General features: G+C 68.8%; 18 protein-coding genes. 7 read left to right on the top strand and 11 right to left on the bottom strand.

From position 1 onward, the window contains the following. Nucleotides 1-177: 177 nt before the first annotated feature. The 5 genes from ACWGKS_RS11220 to ACWGKS_RS11200 all read left to right on the top strand — a co-directional run bounded on the left by ACWGKS_RS11220 (nucleotide 178) and on the right by ACWGKS_RS11200 (nucleotide 5743). Nucleotides 178-657 carry a lumazine-binding domain protein gene (locus tag ACWGKS_RS11220; protein ID WP_358514298.1) on the top strand — a complete coding sequence of 160 codons (480 nt, stop codon included), beginning with the start codon at nucleotides 178-180 and terminating at the stop codon, nucleotides 655-657. Between the two features lie 91 nt (nucleotides 658-748). Further along, complete coding sequence (locus ACWGKS_RS11215; RefSeq protein WP_067603340.1) at nucleotides 749-1072, top strand: putative quinol monooxygenase; 324 nt, start codon at nucleotides 749-751, stop codon at nucleotides 1070-1072. 39 nt (nucleotides 1073-1111) lie between these two features. After that, nucleotides 1112-2161 carry an aldo/keto reductase gene (locus ACWGKS_RS11210; protein ID WP_358514300.1) on the top strand — a complete coding sequence of 350 codons (1050 nt, stop codon included), beginning with the start codon at nucleotides 1112-1114 and terminating at the stop codon, nucleotides 2159-2161. 222 nt (nucleotides 2162-2383) lie between these two features. Continuing rightward, nucleotides 2384-3382, top strand: a complete 999-nt coding sequence (locus tag ACWGKS_RS11205; RefSeq protein WP_358514302.1) for a LysR family transcriptional regulator — start codon at nucleotides 2384-2386, stop codon at nucleotides 3380-3382. A 996-nt stretch (nucleotides 3383-4378) separates the two neighbouring features. Continuing rightward, the gene (locus ACWGKS_RS11200; protein ID WP_452522497.1) at nucleotides 4379-5743 is read left to right on the top strand and encodes a DUF222 domain-containing protein; all 1365 of its coding nucleotides are present in this window, start codon (nucleotides 4379-4381) and stop codon (nucleotides 5741-5743) included. A gap of 881 nt (nucleotides 5744-6624) precedes the next feature. Here the strand turns inward: ACWGKS_RS11200 and ACWGKS_RS11195 are convergent. Next, nucleotides 6625-7539: an alpha/beta hydrolase family protein gene (locus tag ACWGKS_RS11195; protein WP_358513507.1), complete on the bottom strand. Its 915-nt coding sequence runs from the start codon at nucleotides 7537-7539 to the stop codon at nucleotides 6625-6627. 97 nt (nucleotides 7540-7636) lie between these two features. Here ACWGKS_RS11195 and ACWGKS_RS11190 point away from each other — a divergent pair, with 97 nt between their 5' ends. Both ACWGKS_RS11190 and ACWGKS_RS11185 read left to right on the top strand, forming a co-directional pair. Beyond that, the gene (locus ACWGKS_RS11190) at nucleotides 7637-8206 is read left to right on the top strand and encodes a TetR/AcrR family transcriptional regulator (protein ID WP_358513505.1); all 570 of its coding nucleotides are present in this window, start codon (nucleotides 7637-7639) and stop codon (nucleotides 8204-8206) included. Nucleotides 8207-8333: 127 nt separating this feature from the next. Beyond that, nucleotides 8334-9797: a SulP family inorganic anion transporter gene (locus ACWGKS_RS11185; RefSeq protein ID WP_358513503.1), complete on the top strand. Its 1464-nt coding sequence runs from the start codon at nucleotides 8334-8336 to the stop codon at nucleotides 9795-9797. Between the two features lie 33 nt (nucleotides 9798-9830). On the opposite strand, the gene ACWGKS_RS11180 is transcribed toward ACWGKS_RS11185, so the two are convergent. The 10 genes from ACWGKS_RS11180 to ACWGKS_RS11135 all read right to left on the bottom strand — a co-directional run bounded on the left by ACWGKS_RS11180 (nucleotide 9831) and on the right by ACWGKS_RS11135 (nucleotide 19712). Then, nucleotides 9831-10163 (bottom strand): hypothetical protein, encoded by a 333-nt coding sequence (locus ACWGKS_RS11180; RefSeq protein ID WP_452455540.1) that lies wholly within the window; start codon nucleotides 10161-10163, stop codon nucleotides 9831-9833. A 122-nt stretch (nucleotides 10164-10285) separates the two neighbouring features. Further along, entirely contained in the window at nucleotides 10286-11515 is a 1230-nt protein-coding gene (locus ACWGKS_RS11175; protein ID WP_452522494.1) for a vWA domain-containing protein, read from the bottom strand. Beyond that, the gene (locus ACWGKS_RS11170; RefSeq protein WP_358513497.1) at nucleotides 11499-12314 is read right to left on the bottom strand and encodes an SRPBCC family protein; all 816 of its coding nucleotides are present in this window, start codon (nucleotides 12312-12314) and stop codon (nucleotides 11499-11501) included. The genes ACWGKS_RS11175 and ACWGKS_RS11170 overlap by 17 nt, the downstream gene beginning before the upstream one ends. After that, nucleotides 12311-13189, bottom strand: a complete 879-nt coding sequence (locus tag ACWGKS_RS11165) for an AAA family ATPase (RefSeq protein WP_358513495.1) — start codon at nucleotides 13187-13189, stop codon at nucleotides 12311-12313. Before ACWGKS_RS11165 ends, ACWGKS_RS11170 begins: the two co-directional genes overlap by 4 nt. Beyond that, nucleotides 13190-14092, bottom strand: coding sequence for an XdhC family protein (locus tag ACWGKS_RS11160; RefSeq protein ID WP_358513509.1), 903 nt, complete (start codon nucleotides 14090-14092; stop codon nucleotides 13190-13192). Nucleotides 14093-14126: 34 nt separating this feature from the next. Continuing rightward, nucleotides 14127-16505 (bottom strand): aerobic carbon-monoxide dehydrogenase large subunit, encoded by a 2379-nt coding sequence (locus ACWGKS_RS11155; protein WP_358513493.1) that lies wholly within the window; start codon nucleotides 16503-16505, stop codon nucleotides 14127-14129. Next, on the bottom strand, nucleotides 16502-17005 hold the full coding sequence (locus ACWGKS_RS11150; RefSeq protein WP_358513491.1) for a (2Fe-2S)-binding protein: 504 nt from the start codon (nucleotides 17003-17005) through the stop codon (nucleotides 16502-16504). The genes ACWGKS_RS11155 and ACWGKS_RS11150 overlap by 4 nt, the downstream gene beginning before the upstream one ends. 2 nt (nucleotides 17006-17007) lie before the next feature. Further along, entirely contained in the window at nucleotides 17008-17880 is an 873-nt protein-coding gene (locus tag ACWGKS_RS11145; RefSeq protein WP_358513489.1) for an FAD binding domain-containing protein, read from the bottom strand. 192 nt (nucleotides 17881-18072) lie between these two features. Then, nucleotides 18073-18387 carry a hypothetical protein gene (locus ACWGKS_RS11140; protein ID WP_358513487.1) on the bottom strand — a complete coding sequence of 105 codons (315 nt, stop codon included), beginning with the start codon at nucleotides 18385-18387 and terminating at the stop codon, nucleotides 18073-18075. A 110-nt stretch (nucleotides 18388-18497) separates the two neighbouring features. Next, nucleotides 18498-19712 (bottom strand): acyl-CoA dehydrogenase family protein, encoded by a 1215-nt coding sequence (locus tag ACWGKS_RS11135; protein WP_358513485.1) that lies wholly within the window; start codon nucleotides 19710-19712, stop codon nucleotides 18498-18500. Nucleotides 19713-19837 lie beyond the last annotated feature (125 nt).

The following is a 19837-nucleotide window of genomic DNA, read 5'->3' as shown; positions in this document are numbered from 1 at the left end:
GACATCCCGACCGTTCGGTATGTTCTGCGTCCCCGGTGCGCTCGACCCGGTCCACGACGCCACCCGTGTTCTGCCTGGTTCTCGTGTGCGAGTGGTCACAGAATGGAAGAATGCGGTAACAATGGTGCGCCTGGATCGACCCCCGGTCCACCGAACCCGCTTCCGGAAGGCACCCCCATGCGACGTTTTCTCCTGTGCTCCCTGCCCCTGACCCTGGCCCTCGCGCTGTCCGCCTGCGGTGGTGAGGAGGAGACCCCCGCCGACGGCACCGACACGGCGGCCGACGCCGCCGGTGAGGACACCGAGGCCGCGGCCCAGATCGTCGCCGAAGGGTTCGTCGCGGCGCTGAACGCCGACGACGCCGAGGCCGCCTGCGCCCTCATCGACGAGGCCGCCCAGGCCGCGGTCGTCTCCCAGAGTGAAGGCGCCGAGGACTGTGTCACGGCCTTCCCCGACTACGCGGAGGGCCTCCCCGACAGCGAGTCCATCGAGATCGGCGAGATCGCCGTCGGCACCGACCTGGACGGTGAGACCGAGATCGTGACCGTCACCCTCGACCACCCCGACCAGGACCCGGGCGCCCTGGAGGTGCGCGAGTCCGACGACGGCGAGTGGCGCGCCACCCGCATCCCGGGCACCACCCTCGGCGGTGCCTGAAGATCCTCGTCCGCGTGACTTCTGAAAGGATGGCTCCACGGGGCACGGCATCACCGCGTGCCCCGTGGCACACAGAGTAAGGAGTTGCGCGATGATCCTCATCGTCGTCAAGTACCGGGTCAAGCCCGAGGCCAAGGACACGTTCCTCGACGCGGTCGCCGACTTCACCGCGGCCACCCGCGCCGAGCCCGGCAACCTGTGGTTCGAGTGGTCCCGCAGCGTCGAGCGCGACGACGAGTTCGTGCTCGTCGAGGCGTTCAAGGACGACGCGGGCGAGGCCCACGTCAAGAGCGACCACTTCGCCTCGGGTCTGGCCGCGATGAAGCCGCTGCTGGCAGAGACCCCGCAGATCGTCAGCCGCGTCGTGGAGGGCGAGGGCTGGGACCGGATGGGCGAACTCACCATCGACGAGTGACGGCGGCGCTGAGAAGAGACGGCTGAGGGGGAACGCGAGTTGGACACCTACGTGGCGGACACGGACCGGTACGAGAGACTGGAGTACCGATCCTGCGGTGACAGCGGGCTGCGACTGCCCCGGCTGTCGCTGGGACTATGGCAGAACTTCGGCAACGACCGGAGTTTCGAGAACCAGCGCCGCATCCTGCGCCGCGCCTTCGACCTGGGCGTCTTCCACCTGGACCTGGCCAACAACTACGGTCCGCCGCCGGGCTCCGCGGAGGAGAACCTCGGACGGATCCTGGCCAGGGACCTGGGCCCGTACCGGGAAGAGTTGGTGATCACCACCAAGGCCGGTTGGACCATGGGTCCCGGACCGCACCAGCAGGGCGGTTCCCGCAAGTACCTGCTGTCCTCGCTGGACCGCTCCCTTGAGCGGATGGGCCTCGACTACGTCGACGTCTTCTACAGCCACCGACCCGACCCGGACACCCCGCTGGAGGAGACCATGCTGGCCCTCCACCACGCGGTGGTGTCCGGGCGGGCCATGTACGCGGGGATCTCCTCCTACGGGCCTTCGCTGACCCGCAGGGCGGCGGCGATCATGCGCGACCTCGGCACGCCGTTGGTCGTGCACCAGCCCTCCTACTCCATGCTCAACCGCTGGGTGGAGGACGGCCTGTTGGAGGCCACCGCGGACGAGAAGATGGGCGTGGTGGCGTTCTCCCCGCTGGCCCAGGGGTTGTTGACCGACCGGTACCTGGACGGATCGGTGCCCTCGGACTCCCGAGCCGGGGTGGGGCGGCCCAGTTGGCGGGACAACATGCTCACCGACGAGGTCCTGGAACGGGTGCGGGGACTGAACGCGATCGCCCTCGAACGGGGGCAGACCCTGGCGCAGATGGCGATCTCCTGGGTGCTGCGCGACCGGGGTCCGCGCACCGTGACCACCGCGCTCGTCGGCGCGTCCAGCGTCGAGCAGCTGGAGCAGAACCTCAAGGCGGTGGACTCCACCGAGTTCACCGAGGAGGAACTACGCGCCATCGACCGGTGGGCGGTCGACTCCGACATCAACATCTGGTGGGGCGCCACGGCGTCCAAGGAGTAAAGCCCCTCGGGCGGAGTTGAGGGTCGGCTGTCTCCGGTGCGGGGTTTCTTGGTACTGAGCGCCCCTTTCGGGGCGTAAGTCCCTTGTTCGGGAACCCGGTGTCACCTAGCTTGACCTCAACTCCGCCCGAAAGGCCGCCATGCCATCCCCCAGGCACCGGACGCCCTGCCCCGTTCCCTGGGCGTGTTCCGACCCAGAACTCCCCCTCGACGGGAGTTCACCATGACCCCGACCCAGCTCAGAGCGTTCTCCACCGTGGTCCGCCTCGGTTCGGTCAAGAGCGCCGCCCAGGAGCTGTGCGTCTCCGAGTCCGCCGTGTCCCTGCACATCGGCAAGCTCCGCAAACTCTTCGACGACCGCCTGTTCTCCCGTACTTCCTCCGGGCTGACCCTCACCCCCGGTGGACTGCGCCTGGCGAGCCGCGCCGTCGAACTCATCGGGCTTCAGGACCGCATCCTGCGCGAGGTCGGCCGCGCTCGCGACGGCACCCGCCTGTTGCGGATCGCCGTCACCACCCTGTTCGCCGAACACGCCGCCCCGGGTCTCATCGAGCTGTTCGTGGGCCGCGCCGACGACCTCGACGTCGAACTGAGCGCGCACTCCCCGGACCGGTTCGTCGAGTTACTGCGAGAGCGCGCCGTCGATGTCGCACTCGGTCCGATCCCCCCGGAAACCGGCCTCCCCGCCGGTGGCGTGATCTCCCGCCGCGTGCTCAAGTACCAACTGCTCACCGTGGTGGCCCCCGACCATCCCCTGTCCCAGGGCCGGATCGACCCCGAGCGCCTGCGCGAACACCCCTGGATGCTCGGCCCCTCCGCCCTCGACCGCACCGGCCTGGTCCCGTCCGCGCTCCGTCGCATGGGCGTCCCGGAATCGCGACAGCGGGTGTTCCCCAGCCACTCCGCCGCCCTGGAACAGGTCAAACGAGGCTCGGGGATCGGCTTGGCGCTGGGCTTCACCATCGGCCACGACCTGGCGGACCGAAGACTGGTGACCCCGTGTGGCCCACCGGTACGGACCTCAGGGGTGTGGGGCGCCACCAGCCTGCCCGACCAGGACGAAGGAGTCGCGGGGGAGTTCGTCCGCTTCGCCACCACCCCCCGCGCCACCCAGGCCATGCTCCGGGGCTCGGGCGTTCACCGAGGCCGCTTCCGCCCCACCACCCACGTGACCCTGTGGAGCCACGGAGAGTTCACCGCCGGGGTCCCTCTCCCGCGCTGACGCCGGTCCCGGGCCCCTCCAATGAGGATGCCTCTTGCCCGCAGCGCCGGTCTTCGTGCCCTGAAGGGGAGTGGTCATTGCAAGGAGGAACCCGTCGGGGCCTCGGTCAGGAGGGGGAGGAGGGCGGGGCGGGGGCGGGCAAGGGGCTACTGCCGGTGATGGGTTATCCACAGGCGGGGAGTTCGGGGTGGTGGTGGAGCGCGTGGGCGTGATCCCATTGATCTTGGGGGAGCCGCTGGTTCCGCCGGTTTCGTGCTGCCCGGGGGTGGGTGGGTGTGGTGGGGGTGGGGTGGGGCGTGGGATGCCTCAGGTTTCTGGTTCTTGGGGTTGTTGGGCGTTGCCCGGGTGTGTGGGTGGGGCGCCTCGGGTTTCTGGTTCTTGGGGTTGTTGGGCGGGGTGGGGGTGGGTTCTCCCTCCTTCCCCGCCGCGTGATTGTTGCCGCCCGCACCGCACGCGTCAAGGCAATGTTGAGTCCTGTAGCGATGTGGCTGGTGGCCTTGACCCGTACGGCACGGGCGGCGGTTTGGCGGCTATCGGGGAAGGGGGGGAGAGTGGTTGGGGTCCCCAACGGCCCCGGGCTTCGCCCGGTCCGGCCGCAGGCGGCCGGATCCCTTCCCTTCCGCCTGGTGTCCTCGTTGAGCGCGTCGCCACTACGTGACGGGTCCGGTCACGAAGGACCCGCTACAGGCCAGGCACGGGGCCGGGCGCGTCCTCGCGGTGGCCGGCCCTGGTCTTCACAGCGATGATCTTGCTCCTAGCGCCCATTTGGGCGCCCAACATGGCGCTACGAGCAAGATCGTTTCCATTCAGAGCCCCTCCAACGAAGTCGCTAGGAGCATCTCCGTGATAGGTGGATCCGGTCATAGGGGAAGAGGTTGTGGATAACCCAGAATGGCCACCCCATCTATGGTAGGCACATTCACAGGCCTGAAAATAGGTTGAATATACCCGCCGGTAAGCCTGCCATTCTTGGGAGTGTTCGCTTATAATCAGAGTATGAGCTTTCCTCCCCACGCACCACGCCCGACCGGGAACACCCCGGTCGATAAAGCGATGGCGGGTGCGCGGGAGATGGCGGTGGAATTCTCCGGCCGGGATATCCCGTTCGGGTGCGAGGGCGATGTGCTCGCACAGTTCGGCCGGCTCAACCAGGAAACAGACCGCATCCGCTACGGGATGCTGCCCGCCCTAGCCCGCATGGAGACCACCGGCGCCCTGCTGGAAGAGGGCGGCCAGCGCAGCATCCAAGCGTGGATCACCCACCAGTGGGGCACCTCTCCGGCCGAGGCCAAGAGCCTTGCCACCCTCGCCCGGGCGTTGTACAAGCAACAGCTGCCCCTGGTGGAAGAAGCCTTCCAAACCAGCGCCCTGTCCTTAGGTGAAGCGTGCGCGATCGCGACCTCCACCGAAAAGGCCACCACCGAGTGGGCGAAGGTCCTGGAAACGGCGGATGAGGAATTCCGTGCCCAGCGTCCTTCTGCGGAGGGGTTTCGGGCCCGGTTGGAATTCGGGTTGATCGGTTTCAAGGCCGAGTGCCCGCAGGCTTCGGTGCGCCAGCTGCGGGACGCGGCGAAATGGTTCGTGGCCCGCCTGGACCCCGATAAGGCCGACCGGGACTACGATGAAACGTTCGAGAACCGGGGTGCGCAGTTCTCGCCCACGTTCGAGTCCGGGTTTTTGTTGCGGATGTGGGGGCCGGGGGCCGACAACGAGCTGATCCAGGCCGCCCTGCAGGCTTACACCGAACCGTACGGGCCCGATAACGCCGCCGTGGCGAAGCATCAGCGCACCTATGACGCGATGATGCGCATCTTCGAGACCGCCCTGACCCACCGGGGTTGCTCCAGCCTGAGCCGCCAACCGTTGGCCACGTTGAACATCACCGTCCCCCTCACACGCTTCCTCGGAGACGGGACGGCTGAACCCGCCACCACCGAGGATGGTGTGGTCCTCCCTGATCAGATGGTGGCCCGCCTGACCCCCCACAGCTGGTTGCGCCGGTTCGTGACCGACGAACAGGGCCGCACCTTGTTGGATGTGGGGCGCAAGCAGCGGTGCGCTCCGGATCCGGTGCGCCAGGCGGCGGGGTTCAAGAAGCCCTACTGCGAGTGGCACGAGGGTTGTGATGTGCCGCGTAGTTGGTCGCAGTACGACCACATCGTCCCCTTCTCCCACGGCGGGGCCACCAGCGCCGACAACATGCAGGTGTTGTGCTCGACCCACAACAGGCTCAAGCACCGGTTGCAGGCCAAGGTGAACCGGCAGATCTGGGAACACCACCACGCCCAGAACCGCCAGGACACCGAGACCAGCGGGTCCGGGGATGGGGAAGGCGAGCCAGCCCCAGCCACCGCCCTCTAACCACCAACCCCCGTTTCCACCACCCGTTTCCGCCAGGTGGAACACCACCCCGACGAGACCACCCCCGGTTGGGTGTCAGACCCCAAGGGCCCCATGCCCTGTGGGGATATCGGCATGCCCAGGGGCAGAAACACCGCGAACCCCCGCCCAGAGCCACATTCCGGGGCCGGAGTGGCTCCCATCGGGGGTGTCGGCACCACTTCCACCCCCGGTACCGGCTCCCGCCCCGGGTACCGGCCCACCGGCACCATCAACCCCGTGCTGTCTCTCCACCATGATGATCTTGCTCGTAGCGCCATGTTGGGCGCCCAAATGGGCGCTAGGAGCAAGATCATCGCTGTGAAGACCAGGGCCGGCCACCGCGAGGACGCGCCCGGCCCCGTGCCTGGCCTGTAGCGGGTCCTTCGTGACCGGACCCGTCACGTAGTGGCGACGCGCTCAACGAGGACACCAGGCGGAAGGGAAGGGATCCGGCCGCCTGCGGCCGGACCGGGCGAAGCCCGGGGCCGTTGGGGACCCCAACCACTCTCCCCCCTTCCCCGATAGCCGCCAAACCGCCGCCCGTGCCGTACGGGTCAAGGCCACCCACCACAGCGCCACAGAACCCGACATCGCCTTGACGCGTGCGGTGCGGGCGGCAACAATCACGCGGCGGGGAAGGAGGGAGAACCCACCCCCACCCCGCCCAACCACCCCAAGAGCCAGAAACCCGAGGCGCCCCACCAACCACCCACACAACGCCCAACAACCCCAAGACTCTCAATCCGAGGCTCACCCACCTCAGATGCAGGACCGTTCACCTGGCCGAGGTTCGTCAACCGGCAGACTCTCTGTGCTCCCTTCTGCTCCTCCCGTTCCTTCCCCTCCCGTCCCGTTCCTTCCTATTCCTTGCTCTCGACCTGGTAGGCGTCGTGTCCTGTGGCAGCGTCATCGATGAGTTTCTTCCAAGGTGCGGGGTCGAGGCCCAATGCGTCGAGGAGGTAGCCGGCGGCGGCGTCCGCTACCAGTGCGACGCGGGCCGGGTCCTCGTCGGTGGTCTCGGCGACCGCCTCTCCGGCGATGCCGCCGAGGGTGTGCTCGCCGTCGGTGATGGTGAGCAATCTCTTGGGGGCGGGGGAGAGGCTGTAAGCGTCGGTGAACCAGTCCGGCCCCCGGGTGGACATCGCCGACTGGTCCTTGTCCCCGGCGATGACGAGCGCCGGCGCGGTCATGGTGGAGTAGTCCGGCCGCATGAACGGCAGGTGCTCGGCGGCGAACGGGGTGAGGGTGTCTCCGGTGCCGGTCGCCGTGATGAGCACGCCGGCCTTGACCCCCGGGTGGGTGAAGCCCTCTCCGGGGTTACCGTCGGAGTCGAACACGCGGGCACCGAGCAGGGTGCCGACCGTCTGGGCGCCCCAGGAGTGCCCGACGACGGTCACACGGTCGAGGCGAGCCCGGGTGTTCAGTTCCCCGGCGCGGGCCAGGACACCGCCGAGGTCATCGATGATGGCGTGCAGGTCGGTGATCCGGGTCCGCCAGATGGTGCCGAACCTGGGGTCGTCGAACCCGATGCCGTGTCGACGGGAATCGAGGTGGGTCGGCTGCACGACGACGAAACCCGCCGCCGCCCAGCGGTCGACGAGTGGCGCGTAGCCATCCATCGACCAGGCGTTGCCGTGCGAGAACACGATGATGGGAAGGTCCTCACCGGTCGCGGGTGCGGTGACCTTCACCCGCAGCTCGATGTCTCGGTCGGGCGCGGGGACGATGATGGGCCTGACCGTGATGAGCTGCTGTTCGGACGGGTTGATAGGCATAGGAGTGCTCTCTTTCGAGGGTGCGGTCCTGCCAGACTTGGCGGAACATTGTTCCGTCAATTTAGCGGAACATGGTTCCGCGAGCAAGGGGAGAGAAGTGACCGAGCCGATCGGCGTGCGAGCGGCGGGAGCGCAACGCACCCGCAAGACCCTCTTGGCGGCCGCGGCGGCCGTATTCGTGGAGCAAGGGGTGAACGCGCCCATCCGTGACATCGCCGGCCGTGCCGGGGTCGGAGTGGGCACCGTCTACCGTCACTTTCCGAACCGGGCGGAACTGGTCATCGCCGTGTACCGGCACCAGATCGAAGAATGTGCCGCGCTGGCCCCACGACTCCTGGGAGAGTCGATCGCCCCGAACGAGGCGCTCTCGCGTTGGGTCGACGCGTTCGTGGAGTTCCTCGTGACCAAGCACGGGCTGGGCGCGGCGCTACAGTCCGATGACGCCGGCCTCCAAGGCCTACATGCCCTCATGCTCGATGAGCTCGTCCCGGCCTGCGGATCACTGATCGACGCGGGAGTCGCGGCGGGCGAGATCGATCCGGACGTCGCCCCGTACACGCTCATGCGCGCGATCGGGAACCTGTGCGTCCTCGGCCCCGGTTATGGAGGGGAGGACGCCCGAACCATGGTGGCCCGCCTACTCGTCGGATGCCGCAGCGCCGACTGAAACAGGCGATATTTCCTCGTGCGCGTAAATGGCATTTTCCTGAATCGCGTGCCTATTTCTCGATGATGGCGCCGGTGGCGATACTTCTCACATAAAAGGGCCCATGGTCCTGGCATAGGGTTGTGCGGTGACCGAATCTCCCACGGCTTTCCAGGTCCTTCGTCGACCGCGCCTTCTCACCACCGAAGTACTCGCCGGCATCGTGACGACCCTCGCGCTCATCCCCGAGGTGATCGCGTTCTCGGTGATCGCGGGCGTCGACCCGAAGGTCAGCCTCATGGCCTCCGTCGTGCTGGCCGTGTCGATGTCGATCCTGGGCGGACGGCCCGCCATGATCACGGCGGCCGCCGGCGCCGTCGCCCTGGTGGTCGCGCCGCTCGTACACGAGCACGGTGCCGAGTACCTGCTGCCGACAGTGATCCTCGCCGGCCTCGTGCAGATCCTGTTCGGCGTCACCGGCCTGGCCCGGCTCATGCGCTTCATCCCGAGGTCGGTCATGATCGGCTTCGTCAACGCCTTGGGCATCCTCATCTTCGCCGCCCAGCTGCCGCACGTGATCGGCGTTCCGTGGCTCGTCTACCCGATGTTCGCGCTCACGCTCCTCATCGTGATCGGCCTGCCGCGACTCACGAAGGCGGTGCCCGCACCACTCGTGGCGATCATCGTCGTCACCTCGATCGCGATGGTCGCCCACATGACCATTCCGACCGTGGGAGACCAGGGGGCCGTCGGCGGTGGGCTGCCCGGAATGACCCCGCTGCTGGTGCCGCTCAACCTCGAAACGCTGCGCATCATCGGGCCGACGGTGCTCAGCGTCGCCTTCGTCGGTCTCATGGAGACCCTGCTCACGGCCAAACTCGTGGATGACATCACCGACACCAAGTCCGACAAGGGCCGTGAGTCGTGGGCGCTCGGTGTCGCGAACATCCTCGCCGGCTTCTGGGGTGGCATCGCCGGTTGCGCCATGATCGGCCAGACCGTAGTGAACGTGAAGCTCGGCCGCGCCCGTACCCGCATCTCCACGTTCATCGCCGGGGTCATGCTCTTGGCCCTGGTCACCGTGCTTTCGGACGTCATGGAGCAGATCCCCATGGTGGCCCTGGCCGCCGTGATGATGGTCGTGGCCATTTCCACCATCGACTTCCACAGCGTGCGGCCCTCGACACTCAAGCGGATGCCACGCTCGGAGACGAGCGTCATGCTCGTCACCGTCGCGGTCGTGGTGGCGACGGACAACCTCGCCATCGGTGTCGGCGTGGGCGTGCTGCTCGCGATGGTGCTGTTCGCGCGCCGGGTCGCGCACGTGGTCACCGTCGAGCGCGTCGTGGAGGCGGAGTCGGTCGTCTACACCGTGCACGGTCCCCTGTTCTTCGGCAGCAGCAATGACCTGGTCGAACAGTTCTCCTACGCGGAGGATCCGGAGTCGGTCACCGTCGACTTCTCGGCGGCACAGATCTGGGACGCCTCGACGGTCGCCGCCCTTGATTCGGTGCAGGCCAAGTACGCCGATCACGGCATCGACGTGCACTTCACCGGACTGGACGAGAACTCGACCCACTTCCACAGCCGCCTCACCGGAACACTCGGCTGAGCCGAGCCGGCACCTTCCGGTCAGGCGTGCTCGTCAGGGTGGGGGAGAGGAAAAGGTTTCTACCTTCACGTTTGTGAAATCACCCTCTTTCAGGTCGGATTTTTGAATGAACCAGAAGTGGATCATGGTGAATTCAGGAAAGTAACCCAAATGGTGCTGGGCCTGGGCCAAGAGGAGCCACTCTCCGCCCTTCTCGTCCGGTGGAGTGTTGGGGTGGGGTGGGTCCTGGGGAGAAAAGGCGTGTCCACCCAGGGTGAGGTCGTATCTCCACATCTCATGACCCTGCTGGTAATAATCCAGATCGTGTTCTCTGTACAGCCGACTCATTTCCGGGTCGGCGGCGATGAACGCTTCGTCGTAGCTCATCGGCATGTCCCAGGATCGCCGAGCGTATATGGGGTGCGGCTCCGTATAGGGAGACGGATCGTACCCTTCTTCGTCATACCGAAAAACTCGCTCTACAGTGGCGGTACCTGCCGGAACATGGATCACGCGGCCTTCGCTGTTGTCCTCCTCGTGGCGGTTTCGGCGGCCACCGCTTCGATGACGTCGCGCAGGGCCGTGAAGCCGTGCGCGGGCAGTAGCGCGTCGCAGTGGGGCAGGGCCGCGGACATGCCGCCCGTGGACGGGGTGAACCCGTGAGCCGCGGCCCTGGGGTTGGCCCACACGATCCGGTGGGCGCGGCGACGCAGTCGTGTCATGGCCGCCGTCATCGCCTCGGGTGAATCGCTGTCCCATCCGTCGGAGAGCACCACCACGACCGCGCCGCGCAGCAGGGCGCCGTGGCGGGAGGCGAGCAGTTCCCGCAGGCTCGCGGCGATCCGGGTGCCGCCGAACCGGTCCGTCACCGCTTCGGTCACCTTGGCCACCGCCTCGTCCACGGTGCCTCGGCGCAGCAGCGGCGTCAGGCGGGTGGTCCGGGTTCCGAAGGCGAAGGTCTCGGTCTCCAACAGTGAGGTGAGGGCGCGCGCCAGATGCAGGTGCGCGGCGGCCTGGGCGCGCATGGACCCGCTGACGTCGCACAGCACCACTACGCGGCGCGGCCGTTTCTCGGGACGTTCGCGCACCAGGGTGAGGGGTTCCCAGCCGGTGCGCCGGGCCCGCGTCAGGGTGGCCCGCAGCGACATCTTCCCCCCGGTGCGTCCTCGGGCCCGCCTGCGGGTGCGTCGACGGGGAGGGTCGGGTCGCAGTGTCGCCAGCCACTCGCCCAACAGCGTGATCTCCGCGTCGGAGAGCCGCTCGAAGGGTTCCTCGGCCCGGGCCTCCAGGTCGCTGGGCGAGAGTTCGGGCAGCTCGTGGGTCTCCTCGTCCTCGGATTCCCCCGAGGGCGACAGGGTCGCCCAGGGCAGCCCACCCGAAGCCTCCCCCTCGGGTTCGTCGCCGCTGTCGGAGGTGGCGGGGGAGTCGTCGCGCACCCGTGGGGAGGACGGGGCCGGGATGGTCTCCGTGCCCGACATCCCTCCCTCGAAGGATTCGGCGAACACGGCGTCGAAGCGCGCCAGGTCCTCCGGCCGCCGCACCAGGCACACCCGGGCCGTCCAGTACAGCTCCCCTGTGTCGTCGGGAAGCCGCACGGCCAGCGCACGCGCCAAGGTGCCCGCGGCGTCCAGGTCCACCCGGGCCCCGCGGGTGCGCAGACGCTCGGTGAAGGCGATCGCGAACGCCGCCCGGTCCACCCCCGGCAGTGGGGAGGCGGCGGACTCAGCCGAAGACGGCATAGCCGATGAGGAATCCCGCCGCAAGCGCCACCACCACGGCGATCGCCGGCCACAGCAGCCTGCCGCCACCGGAGACCGCCATCAGGTCCACCGGTTCGGCCTCGGGCCCGTCGATGGTCCGCTTGGTCGGCGCGGTCGGAACGGTCGAAGCGGGCTCGGCGCCGCCGTCGCTCTCGTTCCTCTCGTCGGACAGGGGTCCGCTGCCGGCCATCTGGTCACCGCCGGACATGTGCGCGCCCCCGCTCATGTGGCCGCCACCCGACATGTGGGCACCGCCGGACATGTGCGAGGTCGATCCCGTTCCCTCGCCGGCCTGGTCCTTGTCTTCCGTCATGTCTTCAGCCTCCGTGGTGTCGGGGGCGGCGAGCCTTTCCTCCGCCCTCTCCACGAACTGCCCCAACAGGCGCTCCGAAACGTCCTTGATCATTCCGCCGCCCAACTGGGCGAGCTTTCCGGTGATCTTCAGGTCGGTCTCGACGGTCACGTCGGTGCGCCCGTCGGCCTCCGCCAGACGGACCGTGACCGTCGCCGCGGCGTTGCCCGCGCCCCGGTCGGCCCGCCCGGAGGCCTCCACGACCGCGCGGTGCGCCTCGTCGTCGCGTTCCACGAACCGGGCCGTGCCCTTGTAAGCGGCCACCACCGGCCCGACCCTCACCTTCACCTTCCCGGAGTAGACCTCGTCCTCCACGCCGGTCAGCTGCGCGCCCGGCATGCACGGAGCGAGCTCCTCCACGTCGGTGAACAGCTGCCACACCCGTTCGATGGGTGCGTCGACGGTGAACTCGTTGTCGATCCTCATGTGGTCGTCTCCGCTCGGGGCCTGGTCGGGGGTAGTGCCGCGACCACGGTTTCGTGGTCGTCGGGGGTCTTGACGAGTGCGGACAGGGTGCGAACGACGTCGCCCGAGACCAGATCGGTCACTCCCAGGGCGCCCAGGGCCGAGACCCAGTCGATGGTCTCGGCCATTCCGGGCGCCTTGTCCAGTTCGAGTTCGCGGACCCGGCCCACGAACTCGGTCGCGGACGCCACCAGGGCGGCGTTCGCCCCGGGGACCCGTCGGCGCAGGATGGCCGCGGCCCTCTCGGGCTCGGGGTAGGTGATCCAGTGGTAGAGGCAGCGCCGCCGCAACGCGTCGTGCAGGTCGCGGCTGCGGTTGGAGGTGAGCACCACCAGGGGTGCCCGCTCGGCGGTGAAGGTGCCGAGCTCGGGCACGGTCACCGACGCTTCACCCAGGAACTCCAACAGCAGCGCCTCGAACTCGTCGTCGGCGCGGTCCACCTCGTCGATCAGCAGTACCGGCGGCACCGACCCCCGGTGGCGGACCGCCCGCAGGATCGGCCGGTCCAATAGGAACCGTTCGGTGAACAGGTCGTCGTCGGCCAACCGCTCCCCGCGCGACTCGGCGAGCCGGACCGCGAGCAGTTGCCGCTGGTGGTTCCACTCGTAGAGGGCCTCACCGGCGGTCAGCCCCTCATAGCACTGCAATCGGATCAACGGGGTGTCCAGGACTCGGGCGAGGGCCTTGGCCACGGCGGTCTTGCCGACTCCGGGCTCCCCCTCCAACAGCAGGGGGCGGCCCAGGGTCATCGCCAGCCACAGGGCGGTGGCGGTGCCCTCGTCCACCAGATGGTCCTGGGAGTCCAGCCGCCACCGGACATCCTCGGCGTCGAGCATCTAGCCCTCCGCCGCTTTGCGGTCCCGGCAGCCCGGGCAGCAGAACCACACGTCCTGGCCGTCGACCTCCAGGTGGGGGGTGGTGGGTCCCACGGTGACGGTCATCCCGCACACCGGGTCCACCGCCGTGACCAGGGCCGAGGTCCGCGTCGTCTCCTCGGAGGCCGGAGCCCGCGGGGCGGTCAGCCCGTTCACCCGGACCTCCCGCACGAGCTGGGCCAGGATCGACAGCGCGATCTCCGACGGGGTGCTCGCCCCGATGTCCAACCCGACCGGCGCGTGCACCCGACCGCGTTGGCAGTGGCTCGGCTCCAGGGAGTCCAGCACCGCGGCGCCGCGCTTGCGTGAGGCCACCAGCCCCACGAAGCCCACCCCGGCGTCCAGGGCGGCGCGGATCACCGCGGCCTCGTCACCGCCGTGACTGGCCACCACCACGGCCGTGGCCCCCGCCACCACCTCGGTACCGGTCCCCGACTCCACGACGAACCCCAGGGGCGGGGCCATCTCGCGCAGCGCCGACACGATGGGGGAGTCGCCCACGACCCCCACCACCGGATCCGGCAGCCGCGGCTGGAGGAAGATCTCCAACGCGCCCCCGGACAGGCACGGGTTCACCACCACGTGCGCGCCGGGGGTCTCCGGGAAGGGCTCACCCTCACCCGGCAACACCCGCAGCAGCACACTGCGTCGGTCGCGGATCGCGCCCAAGGCGGCCTCGCGCACCGAACCCTGGGCGCACTGTCCACCCACGAACCCCTCGATGGAACCGTCCTGGAGGACGATCGCACCGTCCCCCGGTCGAACCGAGGCGGGCACCTGCGCCCGCACCACGGTCGCCTCGACGAACGGCACCCTGCCGGCGAGCAGCTCACGGCCGCGCCCGGACACGTCAACGGCGACCATCACGTGGCCCCCTTTCCTGTCTTCTTCCCACGCCTCAGAACGAGGGCTCGGCCCGACCGTTCATGGCGTCCCACACCCGGGAGGGGGTGAGCGGCATGTCGGCGTGGCGCACCCCGAACGGCTTCAGGGCGTCCACCACCGCGTTGACCACCGCGGGCGGGGAACCGACCGTGGCGGACTCGCCCACACCCTTGGCGCCGATCGGGTGGTGCGGCGACGGCGTCACCGTGTACCCGGTCTCCCAATCGGGGACCTCCATCGCGGTGGGCAGCAGGTAGTCCATGAAGGAGCCGCCCAGGCAGTTGCCGTCCTCGTCGAAGGAGATCATCTCCATCAACGCCATCCCGACCCCGTCGGTCAGACCACCGTGCACCTGGCCCTCGATGATCATCGGGTTGATGCGGGTGCCGCAGTCGTCGACCGCGATGAACCGGCGCACCTTGACCTGCGCGGTGCCCGGGTCGATGTCCACGACGCAGATGTAGGCGCCGTGCGGATAGGTGAGGTTCTCGGGGTTGTAGCAGACCTGTGCCTCCAGGCCGCCCTCGATCCCGTCGGGCAGGTCACCGGCGCCGTGGGCGCGCAGCGCGATCTCCTGGATGGTGACCGAACGCTCCGGGTCGCCCTTGACGGAGAACGCGCCCTTGGTCCACTCCAGGTCGGCGACCGAGGCCTCCAACATGCCCGAGGCGATGATCCGCGCCTTGTCGCGCACCTTGCGCGCGACCATGGCGGCGGCCGCGCCCGACACCGGGGTGGACCGACTGCCGTAGGTGCCGAGCCCGAACGGGGTGTTGTCGGTGTCGCCGTGCACGACGTCGATGTCGTCGGGCGCGATGCCGATCTCCTCGGCGACGATCTGCGCGAACGTCGTCTCGTGGCCCTGGCCCTGGGACTGCACCGACAGCCGCACCACGGCCTTGCCGGTGGGGTGGACGCGCAGTTCACAGCCATCGGCCATGCCCAGGCCGAGAATGTCCATGTTCTTGCGCGGACCGGCGCCGACGGCCTCGGTGAAGAAGGACAGCCCGATGCCCATCAGCTCGCCCCGGGCGCGCTTCTCGGCCTGTTCCGCGCGCAACTCGTCATAGCCGGCGATACGCATCGCCTCGCGCAGGGTGGGCTCGTAGTCGCCGGAGTCGTACACCCAGCCGGTCTTGGTGGTGTACGGGAACTGGTCCGGCCGGATCAGGTTCTGGGACCGCAGCTCCGCCGGGTCGGCCTCCAGCTCGTAGGCCAGGCAGTCCACCAGGCGTTCGACCAGGTACACGGCCTCGGTGATCCGGAAGGAACACGCGTAGGCGACGCCACCCGGCGCCTTGTTCGTGTACACCGCCGTCATCTTGGCGTGCGCGGCCTCGATGTCGTAGCTGCCGGTGAACACCCCGAAGAAGCCCGCCGGGTACTTGGTCGGCGCGGCCTGGGCGTTGAACGCGCCGTGGTCGGCGAGCACGTTCGTGCGGATTCCCAGGATGCGGCCGTCATGGGTGGCGGCGATCTCCCCTCGCATGATGTAGTCGCGGGCGAAACCGGTGCTGATGAGGTTCTCGGACCGGTCCTCCATCCACTTGACCGGCTTGCCGACCACCAACGACGCCACGATCGCGCACACGTACCCCGGGTAGATCGGCACCTTGTTGCCGAACCCGCCGCCGATGTCGGGGGAGATCACCCGGATCTTGTGCTCGGGCAGCCCCGCCACCATCGCGTACAGGGTGCGGTGGGCGTGCGGCGCCTGGGTGGTGGACCACAGCGTCAGCCGGCCCTCCACCGAGTCGTAGTCGGCGACGGCGCCGCAGGTCTCCATGGGGGAGGGGTGCACGCGCGGGTACACGATGTCCTCGGTGACCACCACGTCGGCCTTGGCGAACACCGCCTCCGTGGCGGCCTCGTCACCGGTCTCCCAGTCGAAGACGTGGTTGTCGGCCTTGCCCTCCAGGTCGTCGCGGATGACCGGGGAACCCTCGGCCAGGGCGTTGCGCGCGTTCACGACCGGGTCGAGCAGGTCGTACTCGACGTCGATGAGTTCCAGGGCGTCACGCGCGGAGTAGTGGTCCTCGGCCACCACGAACGCGACCTCCTGGCCCTGGAAGCGCACCTTGTCGGTGGCCAGGACCGCCTGCACGTCGTTGGACAGGGTCGGCATCCACGCCAGGCCCTTCTCCGCCAACGCCTCGCCGGTCACCACGGCCTTGACCTTGGGGTGTGCCTCGGCGGCGCTGGTGTCCACCGACACGATCCGGGCGTGCGCCACGGGGGAGCGCAGGATCGCCAGGTGCAGCATGCCGGTCAGCTGGACGTCGTCGACGTAGCGTCCGCGCCCGCGCACGAACCGGGGGTCCTCCTTGCGGAGCATCCGGCCGTGGCCGAGGGGCTTGTCGTCGACGGTCTCGTGGTCGTTCAGCGCGGTCATCGGACCTCCTCCTGCGTGGAACCGTGGGCCGGACAGCCCTTCGCCTCGTGTTCGGCCGCCCAGCGCACCGAACGCACGATCGTGGCGTAGCCGGTGCAGCGGCAGATCTGACCGGAGATCGCCTCGCGGATCTCCTCCTCCGACGGGTCGGGGCTGCGGTCCAGCAGGGCGCGGGAGGTCATCATCATCCCGGGCGTGCAGAACCCGCACTGCAGGCCGTGGCACTCCATGAACCCCTGCTGCACCGGGTCGAGTTCGGCGCCCTTGGCGAGCCCCTCGACGGTGCGGACCTTGCGGCCGTCGGCCATCGCCGCGAGCACGGTGCAGGACTTGACGGGTTCGTCGTCCATCCACACCGTGCACGCGCCGCAGTTGCTGGTGTCGCAACCCCAGTGGGTGCCGGTCAGGCTCAGGTGGTCGCGCAGGAAGTGCACCAGCAGGAGCCGGCTCTCGATCTCCCTGCTGACCTCTTCACCGTTGACGGTCATGGTGACGCGCATGTTCAGGCCCTTCCGGTCCCGGCGACGGCGCGGCGCAGCGTCCGTCGGGTGAGTTCCTTGACGAGGTGGCGCTTGTACTCGGCGCCGCCTCGGCTGTCGGTGGTGGGGTCGCAGGAGGCCGCGGCGACCTCGCCCGCCCGCGTGTACAGCTCCTCGGAGGGGGCCCGACCGCGCAGGGCCTCGGCGATCCCCTCGACGGCCACCGTGTTGGCGCCGACGGCGGTCAGCCCCAGCCGGACGTCGGTGAGGACCCCGCCGTCCAGCCACACGGCGGCGGCGACCGCGGCGACCGCCCAGTCGCCGGCGCGACGCTCGACCTTCTCGAACGCGCTGGACCCGCCGGGCCGGACGGGGAATCGGACCTCGACGAGCATCTCGCCGTGGCCGACGGCCGTCTCGTAGGGGCCGACGTGGAACTCGGCCATGGGGACCAGGCGTTCGCCGTCGGTGCCGCGGATGACGCAGACCGCGTCCAGGGCCCCGCACACGGCGGACAGGTCCTCGGAGGGGTCGGCCTGGCACAGCGAGCCGCCCAGGGTGCCGCGGTTGCGCACCAGGGGGTCGGCGATGACCTTCTCGGCCTCGGCGAAGACGGGGAAGACCTCCGCCAGTTCCGTGGACTCCAGGAGTTCCCGGTGCCTGGTCATCGCCCCGATCCGGACCTCGTCGGCCTCGACCCGGATGTACCCGAGCTCGTCGTGGAGCTCGTTGATGTCGATGAGGTACTCCAGGTCGGTGAGCCGGAGCTTCATCATCGGCAGCAGACTGTGGCCGCCCGCGACCAACCGCGCGGACTCACCCAAACGGTCCAACAGACCGATCGCGTGATCCACGCTGGTCGCGCGTTCGTATTCGAACGGTGCCGGGACCTGCATGCGCACTCCTTCGCATCGTGTGTGAGGCAGTGCACACCGCTTCGTGTTCGGCGGTCAACGGCGACCTAAGGCTTCGCTTAATCAGCGAGGTGGCAGGGGGCGGTGTGAAAGGAGTGCATGATGGGGCGCGGCCGAAAACCCGGTGCGCCGAGCCGGAACATCGTCACCGTCGCCCGCGCGGTCTGAACGACCTCACGTGGGTCGCTGCCCGGGGGGTTCTCCCTCGTCCCTGGGGAAGCGCTCGTCACTCGGTGGGTCCCGTGGCGGATCCTGGGGCGCGTCCTGGGGGCGGTCCCGGTAACCCTCCGCGGGGCCGGAGACGGTGGGCCCCTCACCCCAACCGGTCGGATACGTGCGCCCGTCCGGCTTCTCGTTCCAGTACTCGGGAGAGCGGACGGCCTTCTCCGCCTGACGTTGAACCACGTAGAAGATGCCCAGCACCAGGAAGATGGCGATGACGACCACGGCGATGATGATCAGTGGGACGAACGCGGAGAACGCGGACATCGAACTCACCTCCTTGGTCCGCGCCTACCCGGTCACCCGGGTCCTCACCCATCGACGAGGGGAGGAGGGGCCACCCGGCCCCTCCTCCCCATGTACGGACCGCGCCGTTCCTACCGGACGGGCAGGCCGGTGATGGTGCGGCCGATGATGAGCTTCTGGATCTCGCTGGCACCCTCGAAGATCGTGTAGATCGTGGCGTCGCGGTGCCAACGCTCCACCGGGTACTCGCGGGTGTAGCCGTTGCCGCCCAGGATGCGCAGGGCGTTCTGAGTGACGAAGGTGCCCGTCTCGGAGGCGTAGAGCTTGCTCATGGAACCTTCGGCGTTGTCGAAGTCCTTGCCGTTACGGGCCATCCACGCGGCGCGCCAGACCAGCAGGCGCGCGGCGTCGACGCGGGTGGCCATGTCGGCCAGCAGGAACGCCACGCCCTGGTTGTCACCGATGGGTCTGCCGAACTGCTCGCGCTGGACGGAGTAGTCGCGGGCGTACTCGTAGGCGGCGCGGGCGGTGCCGACCGCCATCGCGCCCACGACGGGACGGGTCGTCTCGAAGGTCTTCATGGCGGCTTGTCCCTTGGAGCGCTTGCCCTCCTTGGCGCGGGCCAGACGCTCGTCGAGCTTGTCCTTGCCGCCCACCAGGCAGGATCCGGGCACGCGCACGTCGTCCAGGACCACCTCGGCGGTGTGCGAGGCGCGGATGCCGTGCTTTTGGAACTTCTGCCCCTGCGACAGCCCCGGGGTGTTCGGCGGGATGATGAAGGACGCCTGCCCGCGCGAGCCCAGTTCGGGTTCGATCGAGGCGATCACGATGTGGACGTCGGCGATGCCGCCGTTGGTGGCCCAGGTCTTGACGCCGTTGAGGACCCACTCGTCCTTGGCCTGGTCGTAGACGGCGCGGGTCTTGATGGCGGAGACGTCGGAGCCGGCGTTGGGCTCGGAGGCGCAGAACGCGCCGAGCTTGACGTCGTCGGGGGTGCCGAACATCTGCGGCGCCCACTCACCGATCTGCTCGGGAGTGCCCGTCGCGCTGAGGGAGGCGGCGGCCAGGCCGGTGCCCATGATGGACAGGCCGATGCCGGAGTCGCCCCAGAACATCTCCTCGATGGCCACGACCATGCCCAGGCCGCTCTCCTCGAAGGCCTGGGTGGCGAAGAAGTCCAGGGAGTACAGGCCGATCTTGGCGGCCTCCTGGATGATCGGCCAGGGCGTCTCCTCACGCTCGTCCCATTCGGCCCCGGCGGGGCGGATGACGTCCTTGGCGAACCCGTGGGTCCAGTCTCGGACGTCGCTGATCTCTTCGGGGAGTTGGAGCGAGAAGTCGGACATGGGGGTGGCTCCTTGGGGTCGGGCAGGGGTGTTACCGGTGGTTACGTATCGATGTTACCCATGGGTAGCAGTCCGCTTTCCGTTCTGTCCAGCCTTGGGGCCCAGGGGTGCGAAAAGCCGCACCC

The organism is Nocardiopsis sp. NPDC055879 (assembly GCF_053615935.1).
This window is presented reverse-complemented; position numbering and strand designations above follow the sequence as displayed.

Excerpts from the sequence above, each read along its gene's own strand:
- ACWGKS_RS11220 (WP_358514298.1), top strand. The coding sequence starts at position 178 with ATGCGACGTTTTCTCCTGTGCTCCCTGCCCCTGACCCTGGCCCTCGCG.
- ACWGKS_RS11215 (WP_067603340.1), top strand. The coding sequence starts at position 749 with ATGATCCTCATCGTCGTCAAGTACCGGGTCAAGCCCGAGGCCAAGGAC.
- ACWGKS_RS11205 (WP_358514302.1), top strand. The coding sequence starts at position 2,384 with ATGACCCCGACCCAGCTCAGAGCGTTCTCCACCGTGGTCCGCCTCGGT.
- ACWGKS_RS11200 (WP_452522497.1), top strand. The coding sequence starts at position 4,379 with ATGAGCTTTCCTCCCCACGCACCACGCCCGACCGGGAACACCCCGGTC.
- ACWGKS_RS11195 (WP_358513507.1), bottom strand. The coding sequence starts at position 7,539 with ATGCCTATCAACCCGTCCGAACAGCAGCTCATCACGGTCAGGCCCATC.
- ACWGKS_RS11180 (WP_452455540.1), bottom strand. The coding sequence starts at position 10,163 with ATGAGCTACGACGAAGCGTTCATCGCCGCCGACCCGGAAATGAGTCGG.
- ACWGKS_RS11175 (WP_452522494.1), bottom strand. The coding sequence starts at position 11,515 with ATGCCGTCTTCGGCTGAGTCCGCCGCCTCCCCACTGCCGGGGGTGGAC.
- ACWGKS_RS11170 (WP_358513497.1), bottom strand. The coding sequence starts at position 12,314 with ATGAGGATCGACAACGAGTTCACCGTCGACGCACCCATCGAACGGGTG.
- ACWGKS_RS11165 (WP_358513495.1), bottom strand. The coding sequence starts at position 13,189 with ATGCTCGACGCCGAGGATGTCCGGTGGCGGCTGGACTCCCAGGACCAT.
- ACWGKS_RS11160 (WP_358513509.1), bottom strand. The coding sequence starts at position 14,092 with ATGGTCGCCGTTGACGTGTCCGGGCGCGGCCGTGAGCTGCTCGCCGGC.
- ACWGKS_RS11155 (WP_358513493.1), bottom strand. The coding sequence starts at position 16,505 with ATGACCGCGCTGAACGACCACGAGACCGTCGACGACAAGCCCCTCGGC.
- ACWGKS_RS11150 (WP_358513491.1), bottom strand. The coding sequence starts at position 17,005 with ATGCGCGTCACCATGACCGTCAACGGTGAAGAGGTCAGCAGGGAGATC.
- ACWGKS_RS11145 (WP_358513489.1), bottom strand. The coding sequence starts at position 17,880 with ATGCAGGTCCCGGCACCGTTCGAATACGAACGCGCGACCAGCGTGGAT.
- ACWGKS_RS11140 (WP_358513487.1), bottom strand. The coding sequence starts at position 18,387 with ATGTCCGCGTTCTCCGCGTTCGTCCCACTGATCATCATCGCCGTGGTC.
- ACWGKS_RS11135 (WP_358513485.1), bottom strand. The coding sequence starts at position 19,712 with ATGTCCGACTTCTCGCTCCAACTCCCCGAAGAGATCAGCGACGTCCGA.